The following is a 15,188-nucleotide window of genomic DNA, read 5'->3' on the forward strand; positions in this document are numbered from 1 at the left end:
CACCTTAGGGCAGAGGACGATGCCGGGGTCTCCGGCTGGACGGTAAGCGACCGCTCACGACCCGGGCGACGGGTCGCCGGTCACCTCCGGAGCCGCAGGAGTTCCCGCATCCACGAAGACGAACCGTCGGTACGACCAGAACCGGAACAGCGTGCCGAGCGCGGTGCCCACCACGTAGCTGGCGATGTTGTCGGCCAACGGGGTGCGGAAGACGCCGGGCCAGATGCTGCCCAGCCCGTAGCGGCTGCCCGCCAGGCAGGCCACCGCGATGCCCAGGCCGACCGCGTTGAAGAAGAAGAACAGCGCGTACTCGCGGGCCGGGTTCGAGCGGACCCGGTGCCGCCAGGTCCAGAACCGGTTGCCGACGAACGCGACGGTCGCCGCGATCACCGTGGAGACCACCCGGGCGGTCACCGGCTCGACCCGCCGGACCAGCGTCAGGTAGTTGAACAGCGCGAAGTCGACCAGAAAGGCCACCCCGCCCACCGTGGCGAACTTGCTCAGCTCACGGATGAGGTGGCCGAAGCGGTCCAGCAACGAACGGACCAGACCCGGGCGGGTATGCGGGGCACCCGGTTGGTCCCCGGTCATCGTCGCGGCCACCTCGCGAGCGTACCGGTTGCCGGCACTTCGGACGGGGCAGCACCGGCGACCCGCCGCCGTGGCGTGCCCCGGGCCGACCGCCCCGTCCGGTTCCGCCGTTTCCCGCCCGCCGTTCCCGGGGCGCCGACAGTTCGTCGGAGGATTTGCGTGAAACTGCGCGTGAAAGCGGGTATCAGCTCGTGTTGCCGCAGCCGGGCCGCACCTTGTGCAGTTGTTCACAACCAGTCCCACTGACTCGCGGGTCGACCCGGTTTACGCTGGGGCCAATCCCAGGTTTCCACGAAGGCGACGCGGCCCGCGTCGGCCGAGACTCGTGCATCCCATAAATCGGTCAGCGTCGACCACAAGGAGATGAGTCATGGTTGCTCCGGCTACTGTGCGGGGGATCGATCAGGCCCCCACCACCCACCCCAAGCTGCTCGCCTGGGTCCGGGAGATCGCGGAACTCACCACGCCGGACCGGGTGGTCTGGGTGGACGGTTCCGATGAGGAGTGGCGGCGTCTCACCGACGAACTCGTCGACAACGGCACCCTGGTCCGGCTGAATCCGGAGAAGAAGCCGAACTCGTTCTACGCCCGCACGGACCCCACGGACGTCGCCCGCGTCGAGGAACGCACGTTCATCTGTTCGGTGGACGAGGCGGACGCCGGCCCCACCAACAACTGGATGGCGCCGGCCGAGATGAAGCGGACGATGACCGACCTCTACCGGGGCGCGATGCGCGGCCGGACGATGTACGTCATCCCGTTCTGCATGGGGCCGGTCGAGGCCGAGAACCCGATGTTCGGTGTCGAGATCACCGACAGCCCGTACGTGGTGGCCTCGATGCGGATCATGACCCGGATGGGTACCGCCGTGCTCGACGCTATGGGCGACGACGCCGACTTCGTGCACGCGCTGCACTCCATCGGCGCCCCGCTCGCCCCCGGCCAGTCCGACGTCGCCTGGCCGTGCAACGACACGAAGTACATCTCGCACTTCCCGGAGACCCGGGAGATCTGGTCCTTCGGGTCCGGTTACGGCGGCAACTCGCTGCTCGGCAAGAAGTGCTACTCGCTGCGGATCGCCAGCGTGATGGGGCGGGACGAGGGCTGGCTCGCCGAGCACATGCTGATCCTCAAGATCACCTCGCCGCAGGGGAAGGTCTACCACGTGGCGGGCGCGTTCCCGTCCGCCTGCGGCAAGACCAACCTGGCCATGCTGGAGCCGACCATCCCGGGCTGGAAGGTCGAGACCATCGGCGACGACATCGCCTGGATGCGGTTCGGCCCCGACGGCCGTCTCTACGCGGTCAATCCGGAGTACGGCCTGTTCGGCGTCGCCCCGGGCACCGACTGGAAGACCAACGCCAACGCGATGCGGACGCTGGACCGGGGCAACTCGATCTTCACCAACGTCGCCCTCACCGACGACGGCGACATCTGGTGGGAGGGGATGGGCGAGCCGCCGGCCCACCTGGTCGACTGGAAGGGCAACGACTGGACGCCGGAGAGCGAGAACCTCTCCTCCCACGCGAACAGCCGGTTCTGCACCCCGATCACCCAGTGCCCGATCCTGTCCGACGACTACTTCGACCCGAACGGGGTGCCGATCGACGCGATCCTGTTCGGTGGCCGTCGCCGGGACACCATCCCGCTGGTCACCGAGGCCCGCGACTGGGTGCACGGGGTCTACCTGGGGGCGACGCTGTCCTCGGAGACCACCGCCGCCGCGTCCGGCGCGGTCGGCGTGGTGCGCCGCGACCCGATGGCGATGCTGCCCTTCATCGGCTACCACGCCGGCGACTACTTCAACCACTGGATCGAGATGGGCAAGGGCGTCGACGGCGACGCCGCCAAGCTGCCCAAGATCTACTACGTGAACTGGTTCCGCAAGGACGCCGAGGGCAACTTCCTGTGGCCCGGCTTCGGCGAGAACTCGCGGGTGCTCAAGTGGGTCGTCGAGCGGATCGAGGGCGACGCCGACGCGGTCGAGACGCCGATCGGCATGGTCCCGACCGCCGACGCGCTGGACGTCGACGGGCTCGACATGACCCCGGAGGACGTCCGGATCGCCCTGAAGGTCGACCCGCAGGAATGGCGCGACGAGTTGCCGCTGGTCACCGAGTGGTTCGAGAAGTTCGGTGACAAGCTGCCGGCCGTCCTCTGGTCGGAGCTGGACGCGCTGCGCGCCCGGCTCGACGCGGAGCAGCCCCGGTAGCAGGTGTGCCGGTCGCCCGTACCGGGCAAGACCGGAGACCATGAGGACGGCCGCCGCGACCCCACCGGTCCGGCGGCCGTCCGCCGTCCGGGCGCTGACCGTCCTGCTCGCGTCGACCGCCGCCGCCACCGTCGCGGTCGAGCTGCTCAACTGGTGGTACGCCCCGGAGCAGGAGTTCGGCCTGGCGGTGCGGACCGGCTGGGCGATGCTGCGCTCGCTGGGCTTCCTGGTGCTGATCGGGCAGGTGGACCGGGGGCGGGCCGGGGCGAAGCCGTTCGGACTGATCCTCGCGGTGACCACCGTGTTCGCGGTCGGGCGGCTGGTGGTGCCCCGGCAGGGGGTACCGCCGCTGCCCGGCCTGCTCGGCTTCGCGGCGCTCACCGCGCTCTGCGTCGCCGTGGTCGTGCTGCTCTACCGCTCCGACGCGGTCGCCGGGCATCTGGTGCGGCACCGTAAGGGGCTGGTGGTCGAGGGCGGGACGATCACCTGGCGGGAGGTCGCCCCGAAACGCCCCCGGGTCACCGGCTGGCTGCTCACCGCCCGGGTGGCCGCCTTCACGTACAGCCCGTTGACGTTGGTGCCCGCCCTGGTGGCCGGCGGCGCGGTGCTGGACGGCCGGCTCGCCGCCATGCCGGTGGTGCTGCTCTGGTTCGGCGCCGGCATCGTGGTCAGCTACCTGGTGCTGTTCGGTACGGCGTTCCTGATGCGCGGTCGGCAGTGGGCCCGCCGGCTGCTGGTGACGATCGCCCTCGGCGTCCTCGCGGTCAACCTCCCCCTCTGCTGGTGGTTGCTGGGCCTGGACGGCCTGATCCGCGACGGCGCCCCCCTCCTCGCCGCCGTCCTGCTCACCCTCTACTCCCTGCACCGCGCCACCCCCACCCCCGCCGGTGAGCCACGGTGATCAAGAGGTTTCGGACATCGAGCGGTCTGTGGATGACGTATTTCTCTTGATCACGCGGTAGGTGCGCCACCGCGGCACTGGTGGTGGGGATGGGTCGCTACGCTGCAGGGTGATGACTCTGCGGAAACTCCTCTACTCCGTCTACGAGCGGCGGCTGACGGCCCGGCTCGCCGGTCGGCCGGTGCCCCGGCACGTGGGCGTGATGTGCGACGGCAACCGCCGGTGGGCGCGGGAGATGGGCCTGGTCGATCCGAACGACGGGCACCGGATGGGCGCCGAGCGGATCAAGGAGTTGCTGCGCTGGTGCGACGCGGCCGGCGTGGGTCACGTCACGCTCTGGCTGCTCTCCACCGACAACCTGTCCCGGCCGGCGGAAGAGCTGGATCCGCTGCTCCAGATCATCGAGGATCTGACCACCGAGCTGGCCGAGGAGGGCAACCCCTGGCGGCTACGGATGGTCGGCGCGCTGGACGTGCTGCCGACGCAGCACGCCCAGGCGCTCAAGGCCGCCGAGGAGCGCACCCGGGAGCGCACCGGTGGCGCGCAGGTCAACATCGCCGTCGGGTACGGCGGCCGGCGCGAGATCGCCGACGCGGTCCGTTCGCTGCTGGTGGAGCACGCGGCTAAGGGCGGCACGATCGAGGAGCTGGCCGGCTCGCTGGACGTGGACCACATCTCCGAGCATCTCTACACCCGCGGGCTGCCCGACCCGGATCTGATCATCCGGACCAGCGGTGAGCAGCGCCTGTCCGGCTTCATGCTCTGGCAGTCGGCGCACTCGGAGTTCTACTTCTGCGAACTCAACTGGCCCGACTTCCGCCGGGTCGACTTCCTCCGCGCCCTGCGTTCCTACGGCACCCGGCAACGCCGCTACGGAGCCTGAGCCGCAACGTCGGCGGCCCTGGTCAGGTCAGGGATGCGGGTCAGGTCAGGTGGTGCAGGGCGCTGGTCAGGAAGTCGCCCAGTGCGGCGGGGGAGTCGATGGTGAGGTCGGCGGCCTCGGCGACCTCACGACCGGTCTCCGGGTTGGCCACCGCCACGCAGACCCCGAGGAACGCCGGGTCGGCGGCGGACCGGGCCCGCAGTGCCGCGAACGCCTTGATGTCGGAGACGTCGTCGCCGAAGTACCAGGCGCCACCGGCGTCCCGGACCACCTCGCCGATGACGAGGCCCTTGTCCCGGTCGACGGGGGGCTTGAGTTCCAGCACCATCCGACCGGCCTGCACCCGGAGCCCGAGCCGTTCGGCCTGCGCGCGGCCCCACCGCTCGACCGCCGGGCCGAGTTGCTGCGCGGTACGCCAGTGCAGCGCCACGCTGAGCCGCTTGAACTCCACCAGCGTCCCGGCGGGCAGTTCGGCGCGGGCCAGGTCGGCCAGTTCGGCCATGGTGGGCACCCAGGGCAGCGCGGCGGGTTCGGTCACCGTCTCGCCGCCGGAGTGGCTGTGCTCCAGCCCGTAGAGCCCGTAGAGGTCGATCCCGGTGAGACCACCGAGGTGGTCGCGGAGGAAGTCGACGGGGCGCGCGGAGACGATCGCCACCCGCTGCACCACCGGGGCGAGGGCCTCCAGTGCGGCGAGCACCTTCGGTGCGGGGCGTACCGCGGTGGGGTCGTCGTCGACCGGCGCGAGGGTGCCGTCGAAGTCGAAGAAGAAGACGGTGTCGGCGGCCCGCTCGGCGGTGGTACGCCAGGCGTGCTCAGCATCCAGCGGGGTCTGCGGCTGCTGGGAACCCAGATTCAACGGCGGCACGCGCGAAAGCGTACCCCGGGGCGGGTGACGGATCCGTGGCTTCGGCGTGGCTTCTTGACACCACGGGGGAGCACCGTCCACCGCTGGTTCTCAGCGCTCGGCGGCACCCCGTCCGGGCCGCCCCAATGGCACCACTGTGGCCGACCGACCCTGGTTGAGCAGGTAACCCTCGACGAAACCGGTGTTCCGGTCGCCGGTGCGGTCGTCGATCTCGTCGAGCCGTGCCACCAGGAACTCGGTGAGCGCGCTGATCCGGTCGTCGAGCCGGTCGTGCAGGGCCGCGACCACCGCCAGGACGACGGCGGTGCCGGCGACGGTGAGCGCGAAGAGGTTCACGACCAGCGGAATCTGCCCGCCCGCCCCGATCCCGACCACCAGGTTCGCGGTCACGCACGCGGTCAGGGAGACGGTGGCGACCAGCACTGCCCACCATTTCAGGGTCACGGACAGACCCCTCCTTCTGTCCCGCAGGGCTGATGTCGGCCTTGTCCTGTCCCCCCGGGCGATGACGAGCCCAAGCAGTACGAATACGGACGCTAGCGGGTCCGTCGCGGCCCCGGAGCGAAACGATCAGGTCCGATCCGGCGTTCTTTCGCCATCTGAGGAACTACCCGGCCCGCTCTCCGCCGGTCCGGGCCTCCAGCGGGAGAGTCGGGCGGTATGCGAGATAACGGATGGTTTCTCGAATGTGGAACTTCTCCGCGTCCGAGACCGCCGGATCGACCAGCCGACGCAGCAGCGCCTCGACGTCCGGGTCCATCGGCGGGGTGCCGGCGGCGCCCCGGGGGGCGGCGGCCCGGTCCCAGCCGAGGGCGGCGAAGGCGGCGGCGGGGTTGAGGCCCAGCCCTTCGCAGAAGGCCACCACCCGTTCCGCCTCCGGGTCGCTGGCCCAGTCGCCGCGGACCCACCGGTTGATCGTCTGCCGGGAGACGCCGGTCCGACGGGAGACCTCGGTGCCGGTCCACGCCCGCATCGCCCGGGCATCGTCGAGCGCTCGACGAACGAAGGTGGCGAAGGCGATTTTCCGGGCGGGGGCGGTCTCGGTCACCCTGTGACGGTACGACCGCAGTGCTCGTCCAGCCCGCCCGGGGCGGATCTTTGTCACGCATATGAGACGGGCTCACGGCGTGGCCCGTTCGCGCTCGACGCCCGCTTCCACCGGGCTTTACCTGGGCATAATAGCCACATCTGCGCGTCCAGGAAACCGGACGAAAAGCTGATACTGTCACGCTCATGGGACAATCTACGGTGTGTCACGTGCTTGAGACGATCAGTGCTCACATGCGTCACGCCCCCGGTGCGAGGGGGGTGTGGTGACCGAACTAGCGACCCGTGCCCAGGCCTTCGGCCTGATCGCGGAGGGGGTCGCCGCGGGACTGAGCGCACCCTGGCGGCTCTACCTCGCCCGGGGTTGCCGCTACCTGTCGCTGAGCGTCGGCGACCGGGACGAGTGGAACGCCTGGCGGACCCACCTCGGCTGCCCGGAGATGAGCGTCCGGGTCTACGACGTCGGCGGCGAGATCCGGCGCTCCTCGATGGCCGAGGTGGTGCTGGACGGCTGCCGGATCAGCGTCGAACTGGTCGAGGAGGTCAGCACCGAGGACCTGGAACGGCTGCTGGTCGTCGATCCGGGCCCGGCCGAGCCGGAGCAACGGTGACCGGGGCGGCACGGCGTGCCGGAGCCGCCCGATGAGCCCGCTCCTCGCGCTGTTCCTCGTGCTCCTGCTGGGGGCGACCAGTTACGCGGCCGGTCGGCTGCACGGCCAGCTCAGCTACCGGGTCGGGTACCGCTTCGGCTACCGGCAGGGCTACTTCGACGGTGACCGGGGGGCCTGGAACCGGCGTCGGCGCGAAGCCCAGGCCGTGCTCGCCTCGGCCCTGGCCGTCCCGGTGGCGCCACCTCCCGCCGGGCTCTGCGCCCCGGTGCCGCCGCGACCCGCCGCCGGCCCGGCGGTCCGCCAGGGCACCACCTACACGGGCTCCTCGTTCGCCGCCGTGCCGGGACCGGCCACCGGCGGGCAGCACCCGGCCGGCACCCTGGTCCGCCGGCCGGGCTGACCGGGGGAGCCGACCACCGTCGGTACGTCGTCCCTGGTGGACGCGGACCGGGGCAACCGCGTCGGACCGACGACGCGCGGTACCACCGGCCGGGATGCGCGCAGGGGGCAGGCATCCCGGCCGGTCCGCCGCGGCCCACTACCCGGCCGGGGAGATCCTCGTCCGCCCTCTAGCCGAGGCGGCCCGGCGCCGCTAGCGTCTAGGCATGGCACGGGGTTCTCCCGGGTCAGCCGGCCCGCCCGGATCTGCGACCTCGCGCACGGGGTTCCGCATCCGACCCCGTGTCCCCGGGCACCGGAGGAGGCGGAACGCGGACGGCGGATGCCCGTCCGTCGGAGCAGGCCTGTGACGACTCGCCGTACGCCCGCCGGTGTCGACCAGATCCCGGCCGCGACTGCCACGACCCGCCGATCCACCCGGAGCCGCCGCGCCACGGCCGCCGCTCCGCCCGGCCCCGAGGAGCCCGGCCCAGCCGGCCAGGTGTTCGTTTTGGACACGTCCGTGCTCCTCTCCGACCCGGCGGCCTTCCACCGCTTCGCCGAGCACGAGGTGGTCCTGCCCCTCGTGGTGATCTCGGAGCTGGAGGGCAAGCGGCACCACCCGGAGCTGGGCTGGTTCGCCCGCCAGTCCCTGCGCATGCTCGACGAGCTGCGGGTCCGGCACGGTCGACTGGACCATCCGGTGCCCGCCAACGAGTCCGGCGGCACCCTGAAGGTCGAGCTCAACCACTCGGACGACGGCGTCCTGCCCCCGGGTTTCCGCAACGAGTCCAACGACGCCCGGATCCTGTCGGTGGCGCTGAACCTGGCCGCCGAGGGGCGGGAGGTGACCCTGGTCAGCAAGGACATGCCGTTGCGGGTCAAGGCCGCCTCGGTCGGCCTGCGGGCCGACGAGTACCGGCACGGCCAGGCCAGCGATCCGACCTGGACGGGGATGGCCGAGCTGGAGCTGGGCGACGACGACATCGGCCGGCTCTACGCCGGGGACTGCCTCGACCTGGACGCCGCCGCCGGGCTGTCCTGCCACACCGGTCTGGTGCTGCACTCCGCCCGGGGGTCGGCCCTGGGTCGGGTGCTGCCCGACAAGACGGTCCGGCTGGTCCGGGGCGACCGGGAGGCGTTCGGTGTGCACGGCCGGTCGGCCGAACAGCGGATCGCGCTGGATCTGCTGCTGGACGAGTCGATCGGGATCGTGTCGCTGGGCGGCCGGGCCGGCACCGGAAAGTCGGCGCTGGCGCTCTGCGCGGGGCTGGAGGCGGTGATGGAGCGTCGCCGGCACAAGAAGGTGGTGGTCTTCCGGCCGCTCTACGCCGTCGGCGGCCAGGAGTTGGGCTACCTGCCCGGCTCGGAGTCGGAGAAGATGTCGCCGTGGGCGCAGGCCGTCTTCGACACCCTCGGCGCGGTGGTGCACGAGAACGTGCTGGAGGAGGTCACCTCCCGGGGCATCCTGGAGGTCCTTCCGCTGACCCACATCCGGGGCCGCAGCCTGCACGACGCCTTCGTCATCGTCGACGAGGCGCAGTCGTTGGAGCGGGGCGTGCTGCTCACCGTGCTGTCCCGGATCGGGCAGGGCTCGCGGGTGGTGCTCACCCATGACGTCGCCCAGCGGGACAACCTGCGGGTGGGCCGGCACGACGGGGTGACCGCGGTGATCGAGGCGTTGAAGGGTCATCCGCTCTTCGCGCACGTCACGCTGAACCGGTCCGAGCGCTCCCCGATCGCCGCGATGGTGACGGATCTGTTGGAGGACATTCCGGGCTGAGTCGTCCGGCGGCGGAGTCCGCCCCCCATCGTCCGCATTCACTTTGTGGCGCGGATCACAAATTTGCCAGTGGGTTTCCCATCAGCCTCACTGTGCGCAATGGTGTCCATCGAGCGCCCACGTCCCGGCGCGGTGGTCGGCGACCGTTCGTCCCCTACTCGGACGGGCCGCCGCCCCGCTGCCGGTACGTCGGTGGCGACCGGCTCAGGTCGGGGCGCTCGTGGCACGGCCGTGCCCGTCCGGGCCGGTCCGCGTCACGTCCTTGCCCCCGACGAAGGGACACTACGTGAGTCGGCTGTGGAGCCGGTTCGGCGCCCGTACGGCCGCTGTCGCGCTGCTCTCCGTGGGCGTCGCCGGCGGTTTCTATCTGGGCGAAGACCGGGAAACCCAGCAACAGGGCCTGACCGCACAGGTCGGCCTCCAGGTCGACCAGGCCGAGTACGACTACCAGCGTGACCTGCAGGCCGACCACCGGCGGGAGTCCGCCAAGCAGCGGGCCGCCGAGTACCAGGCGAGGCTGCGGGCCGCCGCGGCGGCCAAGGAGGCCGCCCAGCGGGCCAAGGCCGCCGAGGACGCGGCGGCGTCGCGCAAGAAGGAACGTGAGAAGGAAGAGGCCAAGGCGAAGGAGGAGGATACGAAGATCAAGTCGTTCGCCGGCCCGATCCCCTCCTCCTGCAGCTCCTACGGCGGCCACCGCAAGACCGGCTGCGCGATGCTGCTCAGCGCGGGCTTCAAGATCGACCAGATGCCCTGCCTGGACAAGCTCTGGACCAGGGAGAGCGGCTGGAACCCCAAGGCCAGCAACTCCTCGTCCGGGGCGTACGGCATCCCGCAGGCGGTGCCGGGTAACAAGATGAGTTCGGTCGCCAGTGACTGGCGGACCAACCCGGTCACCCAGATCAAGTGGGGCCTCGGCTACATCGAGGGCCGGTACGACAGTCCGTGCGGAGCCTGGGCCAAGAGCCAGAGTTCCGGCTGGTACTGATCGACGACCGTGCCGGTGGGGCGGACGGGCGACCGTCCGCCCCACCGTGTTCGTGGCCCCGGGCGGCGCGGGACCGAGGTGGCGGTTCCCCCGGAATGCTGATAGCCATGGTGGGGTGACCCTGCACCCGACGGGCGGCGACCCCGACCGGTTCGGCACCGAGGCGTTCTACGCGTCCCTCGGCCGGGCCTTCGTCGCCATGTGCGCGGTGGTGCCGTTCCTCTTCCTGATCGAGGCCCTCGACCAGGGGCTCGGCTTCGGGCTCGACGTGGCCGCCGGGATCATCCCGCAGCGGATCCAGGGGCTCGACGGGGTGTTCTTCTCGCCGTTCCTGCACCACGGCTTCGACCACCTCTACAGCAACAGCATTCCGCTGATCCTGCTCGGCACCTTCGTGCTGGCCGCCGGCGCCCGCCGGTTCCTCTGGTCCACCCTGGTCATCATCCTGGTCAGCGGGCTCGGCGTCTGGTTCACCGGCTCGCCCAACTCGGTGGTCGTCGGGGCCAGCGGCGTCATCTTCGGCTACCTCGGCCTGCTGCTCACCCGGGGCATCGTCGAACGCAGCTGGTGGAACTTCGCGGTGGTGCTGCTGGTCGGCCTCCTCTACGGCTGGCAACTGCTCGGCATCCTCCCCACCGACGAACGGATCTCCTGGCAGGGGCACCTGTTCGGGCTGCTCGGCGGGGTGGTCGCGGCGATCCTGTTCCGGCGTCGTCGCCCCCACGACCCCTACGGTCCGTACCGGGTGGAGTCCACGCTGAACTCCTGAGCGCCGACGACCCGCCCGCCGCGCGGCCGGGCCGCACGGGTGCTTGCCCGATCGGGGCGGCGGGCCTAACGTCGGCATCAGCACGCGTTCATCGCCAGCGGAAAGCGACGGTACGCCCATGCGTGAGGTCGATGTCGCCGTGATCGGAGCCGGCCCGACGGGGCTGTTCGCCGCGTACTACGCGGGCTTCCGCGGACTGTCGGTGGCGGTGGTGGACGCGCTGCCCGAGCCGGGTGGCCAGATCACCGCCATGTACCCGGAGAAGCTGATCCTCGACGTCGCCGGCTTCCCCGCCGTCAAGGGCCGGGACCTGGTGGCCAACCTGGTCGCCCAGGCCGCGCCCTACCACCCGGAATACCTGCTCGGCATCCGGGCCGAGAAGCTCTCCCACGCCGACGGCAGGCCCGTGCTCGGCCTCGCGGGCGGCGAGGAGCTGCGCTGCGGGGCGGTACTGGTCACCGGTGGGCTGGGCAGCTTCACCCCGCGCCCGCTGCCGGTCGCGGACAGTTTCCTCGGTGGCGGGATCGTCTACTTCGTACCGGACCCGGCCGCGCTGGCCGATCGGGACGTGCTGATCGTCGGCGGCGGTGACTCCGCCTTCGACTGGGCGGCGACCCTGCAACCGCTGGCCCGCTCGGTGACCCTGGTGCACCGCCGCGAGCGCTTCCGGGCGCACGCCGGGACGGTGGGGCGGGTGCTCTCCCTGCCGGTGCGGGTCGTGGTCAACGCCGAGGTGACCCGGCTGCACGGCGACGACACGGTGACCGCCGCCGAGATCACCGTGCGGGGTGGCGCGACGGAGACCCTGCCGGTCGACACGGTCGTCGCGGCGCTCGGCTTCACCGCCGACCTGGGTCCGCTGGCCGAGTGGGGGTTGCGGTTGGACCGCCGGCACATCGTGGTGGACAGCGCGATGGCGACCAGCCTGCCCCGGGTCTACGCCGCCGGTGACATCACCGAGTACCCCGGCAAGGTACGGCTGATCGCCACCGGTTTCGGCGAGGCCGCCACCGCGGTCAACAACGCCGCCGTCGCCATCGACCCGGCCGCCCACCTCTTCCCCGGCCACTCCTCCGACGCCGGCTGACCCCCGCACGGGCCGGGGTGCCGGCCAGCCGGTCAGCGCCGGCCTGCCCGGCCGCCGGGCGGACAGCGGTTCGCCGGCCCGTCCGCCCGCCGGGCGGACAGCGGTTCGCCGGCCTGCCCGGCCGCCGGGCGACAGCGGTTCGCCGGTCAGCGCCGGGGTGCCGGGCCGAGTGTCGCGATCAGCACCGCGACCAGGGTGAGCAGCGCGCCCGCCAGGGTGGCCGGTCCCGGGTGCGACGCCGCCGTCGGCAGCACCGCGTCGAGCGCGACGGCACCGACCACCTGACCGGCGATGGTGGCCAGCCCCAGCAGCAGCACCCCCGTGAAGCGGACGATCGCCGCCGCGACCGTGATGAACACGATGCCGATCGGGCCACCCAGGTAGAGCCACGGCTCGGCCGGCAACGCACCACCGGGGACACCCCGGACGGCCACCTCCACGCCGAAGGCGACCAGCAGGGCGGCCGTCCCGACGGCGAAGTTGACCAGGGTGGCGGTGAGCGCGCTGCCCGAGGCCGCCCGGACCAGCCCGTTGACGGCCTGCTGCCAGGCCAGGCCCAATCCAGCCAGCAGCGGCAGCAGGGCCAGCACCAGGGTGTCCGGGTCGCCGAGCCGGTCACCGACCGCCAGCAGCACCGCCAGCACGGTCAGCACCGCCCCGGCCAGCCGGGCCACGGTCACCGGCTGCCGCCCGCCCGGTCCGATGCCGGCCCGGTCCACGGCCAGACTGCTGGCCGACTGCCCGGCGACCACGGCGACGGTGAAGACCGCCACGCCCAGCACGCCGATGGTGAGCCCCTGGGTGGCGACCAGGAGCGCTCCGCACACCCCGCCCAGCGTCTGCCAGGGGCGCAACGCGCCGGAGCGCAGCGACCCGCGCAGCGCGGCCAGGCCGCGTCGTCCCCCGGGCAGGGCCGGCACCAGCACCAGCAGCACCAGCAGCCCGAGGCCGAAGGAGACCACCGCCGCGGCGATCCCGTCGGCCAGGCGTACGCCCAGCTCGCCGTTGATCCGGGACTGGACGGCCACGCCGACCCCGGCGGCGGTCGCCAGGCCGATCCCGGCGATCCGACGGGAGGTGGACAGGACAGGGCGGGTCGCCGTTCCGGTCGCGGTCACTCCTGCTCTGCCAGTGGCCTGCCGTCGAAGTCCACCGCCGAGTAGAGGGCCAGCTTCTCCAACCGGTGGTACGAGTCGATCACTCGGATGGTGCCGCTCTTGGACCGCATCACGATCGACTGGGTGTACGCCCCGCCGGCCGCGTACCGCACCCCGCGCAGCAGGTCGCCGGAGGTGACCCCGGTCGCCACGAAGAAGCAGTTGTCCCCGGTGACCAGGTCGTCGGTGCCGAGCACCCGGTCCAGGTCGTGCCCGGCGGCGAGCGCCTTCTCCCGCTCCCGCGCGTCCTGCGGCCAGAGCTTGGCCTGCATCGCGCCGCCCATGCACTTGAGCGCGCAGGCGGAGATGATCCCCTCCGGGGTGCCGCCGATGCCCATCAGCACGTCGACGCCCGACTCGCCCCGGGCGGCGGCGATCGATCCCGCGATGTCACCGTCGGAGATGAACCGGATGCCCGCCCCGGTCCGCCTGATCTCGCCGACCAGGTCCTGGTGCCGGGAGCGGTCGAGCACGCAGACGGTCACCTCGGCGACGTCGGTGCCCTTGACCTTGGCGATCCGGCGGAGGTTCTCCGCCGGCCCGGCCTCGATGTCCACCACGTCGGCGTACGCCGGGCCGACGGCCAGCTTCTCCATGTAGAAGACGGCGCTCGGGTCGAACATCGCCCCCCGCTCGGAGACGGCCAGCACCGCGAGCGCGTTCGGCATGCCCTTGCTCATCAGCGTGGTGCCGTCGACCGGGTCCACCGCCACGTCGACCTCCGGGCCGGTGCCGTCGCCCACCTGCTCGCCGTTGAACAGCATCGGCGCGTTGTCCTTCTCGCCCTCGCCGATCACCACCACGCCGCGCATCTGGATCGAGTTGATCAGTTTGCGCATGGCGTCGACGGCGGCCCCGTCGCCGCCCTCCTTGTCGCCCCGGCCGACCCACCGGCCGGCGGCCATCGCCGCGGCCTCGGTGACCCGGACCAGGTCGAGGGCGAGGTTACGGTCGAGGTCCTGCGGGACGCGCGTCCTGGTGTTCGTCATGGCGGCTTCCTCCTCGCGACGGTGCGGGGCGGACCGGCAGGGACGGCGGTCGCCGCTGCCGGCTCTGTCGCTGATCCTCACACGATGCCAGGTCCGGCGGCGGGGCGGGGCGACGGTGGGCGGGATCGCCCTACCGGGCGGCTGCGAGAATGGGCCGGTGGAACCCGCACAGCCTGCCGACCGCGTACCCGCCGATCCGACCCCGCCGGACGGCCGGCCGCCGCTGCCCCCGGCCGCCGGGCCGGTCGGTGGTGGCGCACCCGCCGCCGGGCCGGCGGACGGATCCAGCCCGGCCGCCGCAGCGCAGCCGGTGGCAGACGGTGGCGCCGAGCCGGCGCTGGTCGCGCCGGCCGACGGGCCGACGACGGCGGCGACGGACGGCGGCCGGGTGGCGAAGGCCCGTTCCGAGCGGTCGCCGAAGGACATGGCCCTGTCCCTGCTGGTGCTGCTGGTCCCGATCGCCCTGCTGCTCGCCTTCTACCGGGGTTTCCTCGGCGGCGAGCAGCCCACCGTGGTCGACGCCGGCCCCGCCTACGAACAGGCCCGCGCCGCGAACGTCTTCCCGGTCACCGAACCGTCCGGGCTCGGCTCCGGCTGGCGGACGGTGAGCGCCAGTTTCCGCACCGTCGACGACGGCGCGAACCTGCGGGTGGGTTATCTCACCCCGGAGGGGCGGGGCGCCCAGCTGGTGCAGAGCAACGTGCCGCCGGAGCGGCTGCTCCCCGCCGAGCTGACCGCCGCGGGGCAGCCGCAGGGGCCGGCGGACCTGGGCGGGGCGAGCTGGCAGCGGTACACCGGCCGGGGCAACGAGCAGGCCCTGGTGCTGCTCGCACCGAACCGCACCGTGATCGTGGTCGGGGACGCCCGGGACAACGAGCTGCGTGAGCTGGCCGGCGCGCTGCGCTGACCGGGCCAGGCCCCGGGCCGACG

16 protein-coding genes are annotated in these 15,188 nt (G+C 72.2%); 10 read left to right on the forward strand and 6 right to left on the reverse strand.

Going from position 1 to position 15,188, the window contains the following annotated elements:
* Positions 1–54: 54 nt before the first annotated feature.
* Positions 55–591: a GtrA family protein gene (locus O7612_RS05395; protein ID WP_282270997.1), complete on the reverse strand. Its 537-nt coding sequence runs from the start codon at positions 589–591 to the stop codon at positions 55–57.
* Between the two features lie 370 nt (positions 592–961).
* Between O7612_RS05395 and O7612_RS05400 the strand changes: the two genes are divergently transcribed.
* From O7612_RS05400 to O7612_RS05410, 3 genes are all read left to right on the forward strand, one after another.
* Positions 962–2,803 carry a phosphoenolpyruvate carboxykinase (GTP) gene (locus O7612_RS05400; RefSeq protein ID WP_282270999.1) on the forward strand — a complete coding sequence of 614 codons (1,842 nt, stop codon included), beginning with the start codon at positions 962–964 and terminating at the stop codon, positions 2,801–2,803.
* Positions 2,804–2,843: 40 nt separating this feature from the next.
* On the forward strand, positions 2,844–3,704 hold the full coding sequence (locus tag O7612_RS05405; RefSeq protein WP_282271001.1) for a hypothetical protein: 861 nt from the start codon (positions 2,844–2,846) through the stop codon (positions 3,702–3,704).
* A 112-nt stretch (positions 3,705–3,816) separates the two neighbouring features.
* Positions 3,817–4,587 carry an isoprenyl transferase gene (locus O7612_RS05410; protein ID WP_067302864.1) on the forward strand — a complete coding sequence of 257 codons (771 nt, stop codon included), beginning with the start codon at positions 3,817–3,819 and terminating at the stop codon, positions 4,585–4,587.
* 40 nt (positions 4,588–4,627) lie between these two features.
* Here the strand turns inward: O7612_RS05410 and otsB are convergent, their stop codons facing one another.
* The 3 genes from otsB to O7612_RS05425 all read right to left on the reverse strand — a co-directional run bounded on the left by otsB (position 4,628) and on the right by O7612_RS05425 (position 6,500).
* Entirely contained in the window at positions 4,628–5,452 is an 825-nt protein-coding gene (otsB, locus tag O7612_RS05415; RefSeq protein WP_282271006.1) for a trehalose-phosphatase, read from the reverse strand.
* A 90-nt stretch (positions 5,453–5,542) separates the two neighbouring features.
* Positions 5,543–5,896 carry a hypothetical protein gene (locus tag O7612_RS05420; protein ID WP_282271008.1) on the reverse strand — a complete coding sequence of 118 codons (354 nt, stop codon included), beginning with the start codon at positions 5,894–5,896 and terminating at the stop codon, positions 5,543–5,545.
* 163 nt (positions 5,897–6,059) lie between these two features.
* On the reverse strand, positions 6,060–6,500 hold the full coding sequence (locus O7612_RS05425; protein WP_282271010.1) for an XRE family transcriptional regulator: 441 nt from the start codon (positions 6,498–6,500) through the stop codon (positions 6,060–6,062).
* Between the two features lie 265 nt (positions 6,501–6,765).
* Here O7612_RS05425 and O7612_RS05430 point away from each other — a divergent pair, with 265 nt between their 5' ends.
* The 6 genes from O7612_RS05430 (at position 6,766) to O7612_RS05455 (ending at position 12,112) form a co-directional block, all read left to right on the forward strand.
* Positions 6,766–7,110 (forward strand): hypothetical protein, encoded by a 345-nt coding sequence (locus O7612_RS05430; RefSeq protein ID WP_282271012.1) that lies wholly within the window; start codon positions 6,766–6,768, stop codon positions 7,108–7,110.
* A 31-nt stretch (positions 7,111–7,141) separates the two neighbouring features.
* Positions 7,142–7,510, forward strand: a complete 369-nt coding sequence (locus tag O7612_RS05435) for a hypothetical protein (RefSeq protein ID WP_282271015.1) — start codon at positions 7,142–7,144, stop codon at positions 7,508–7,510.
* Between the two features lie 345 nt (positions 7,511–7,855).
* Positions 7,856–9,271, forward strand: coding sequence for a PhoH family protein (locus tag O7612_RS05440; protein WP_282271017.1), 1,416 nt, complete (start codon positions 7,856–7,858; stop codon positions 9,269–9,271).
* Positions 9,272–9,557: 286 nt separating this feature from the next.
* A complete protein-coding gene (locus O7612_RS05445; protein WP_282271018.1) occupies positions 9,558–10,256 on the forward strand; it encodes a transglycosylase SLT domain-containing protein in 699 nt (232 codons plus the stop codon).
* 115 nt (positions 10,257–10,371) lie between these two features.
* On the forward strand, positions 10,372–11,025 hold the full coding sequence (locus O7612_RS05450) for a rhomboid family intramembrane serine protease (protein WP_282271020.1): 654 nt from the start codon (positions 10,372–10,374) through the stop codon (positions 11,023–11,025).
* 118 nt (positions 11,026–11,143) lie between these two features.
* Positions 11,144–12,112, forward strand: a complete 969-nt coding sequence (locus tag O7612_RS05455) for an NAD(P)/FAD-dependent oxidoreductase (RefSeq protein WP_282271022.1) — start codon at positions 11,144–11,146, stop codon at positions 12,110–12,112.
* A 146-nt stretch (positions 12,113–12,258) separates the two neighbouring features.
* Here the strand turns inward: O7612_RS05455 and O7612_RS05460 are convergent, their stop codons facing one another.
* A complete protein-coding gene (locus O7612_RS05460) occupies positions 12,259–13,230 on the reverse strand; it encodes a DMT family transporter (RefSeq protein WP_282271024.1) in 972 nt (323 codons plus the stop codon).
* A complete protein-coding gene (gene glpX / locus O7612_RS05465) occupies positions 13,227–14,258 on the reverse strand; it encodes a class II fructose-bisphosphatase (RefSeq protein ID WP_067302834.1) in 1,032 nt (343 codons plus the stop codon). Before glpX ends, O7612_RS05460 begins: the two co-directional genes overlap by 4 nt.
* A 157-nt stretch (positions 14,259–14,415) precedes the next feature.
* On the opposite strand from glpX, the gene O7612_RS05470 reads away from it, so the two are divergent.
* Positions 14,416–15,165 carry a DUF4245 domain-containing protein gene (locus O7612_RS05470; protein WP_282271028.1) on the forward strand — a complete coding sequence of 250 codons (750 nt, stop codon included), beginning with the start codon at positions 14,416–14,418 and terminating at the stop codon, positions 15,163–15,165.
* The last annotated feature ends 23 nt before the right edge of the window (positions 15,166–15,188 follow it).

It is taken from the genome of Micromonospora sp. WMMD987, assembly GCF_029581435.1.
In the GTDB taxonomy this organism is placed as follows: domain Bacteria; phylum Actinomycetota; class Actinomycetes; order Mycobacteriales; family Micromonosporaceae; genus Micromonospora; species Micromonospora rifamycinica.

What these genes read in the sequence shown, in the direction of transcription:
- O7612_RS05395 (WP_282270997.1), bottom strand. Translation starts at nt 591, where the DNA reads ATGACCGGGGACCAACCGGGTGCCCCGCATACCCGCCCGGGTCTGGTC.
- O7612_RS05400 (WP_282270999.1), top strand. Translation starts at nt 962, where the DNA reads ATGGTTGCTCCGGCTACTGTGCGGGGGATCGATCAGGCCCCCACCACC.
- O7612_RS05405 (WP_282271001.1), top strand. Translation starts at nt 2,844, where the DNA reads ATGAGGACGGCCGCCGCGACCCCACCGGTCCGGCGGCCGTCCGCCGTC.
- O7612_RS05410 (WP_067302864.1), top strand. Translation starts at nt 3,817, where the DNA reads ATGACTCTGCGGAAACTCCTCTACTCCGTCTACGAGCGGCGGCTGACG.
- O7612_RS05435 (WP_282271015.1), top strand. Translation starts at nt 7,142, where the DNA reads ATGAGCCCGCTCCTCGCGCTGTTCCTCGTGCTCCTGCTGGGGGCGACC.
- O7612_RS05455 (WP_282271022.1), top strand. Translation starts at nt 11,144, where the DNA reads ATGCGTGAGGTCGATGTCGCCGTGATCGGAGCCGGCCCGACGGGGCTG.
- glpX (WP_067302834.1), bottom strand. Translation starts at nt 14,258, where the DNA reads ATGACGAACACCAGGACGCGCGTCCCGCAGGACCTCGACCGTAACCTC.